The organism is Haemophilus sp. UMB1048, from assembly GCF_030218125.1.
GTDB lineage: Bacteria > Pseudomonadota > Gammaproteobacteria > Enterobacterales > Pasteurellaceae > Haemophilus_D.
This window is the reverse complement of record NZ_JASOPB010000187.1, coordinates 1-238: the sequence shown is the minus strand read 5'-3', so window position 1 is coordinate 238 and position 238 is coordinate 1. Positions and strand designations below refer to the sequence as shown.

Annotated in this window: 1 protein-coding gene; it reads right to left on the bottom strand. The window is 61.8% G+C overall.

The features are described 5' to 3' along the window. Window positions 1-153: helix-turn-helix transcriptional regulator (locus QP437_RS10405; protein ID WP_285267788.1), on the bottom strand; the 153-nt coding region annotated here is incomplete at its 3' end. Between the last annotated feature and the right edge of the window lie 85 nt (window positions 154-238).

The following is a 238-nucleotide window of genomic DNA, read 5'->3' as shown; positions in this document are numbered from 1 at the left end:
CGCGGCGAGGGCGCTGAGAGTCTCCAGCCCCGGGCGTTCGCCATTCTCAATGCGCTGGATCGTGCGGACGCTGAGACCCGCCATTTCGGCCAGCTGCTCCTGGGACCAGGCGCGCTGCAGACGTAATTGTTTGACTCGGGTACTGCTGTTCATGATGTTAATCTCCGGATGGGAACCTGAGACCAGTGTGGTTTTTTAGCCTGCCGGGCGCCACGACAGGCACCGGACAGACAGACGT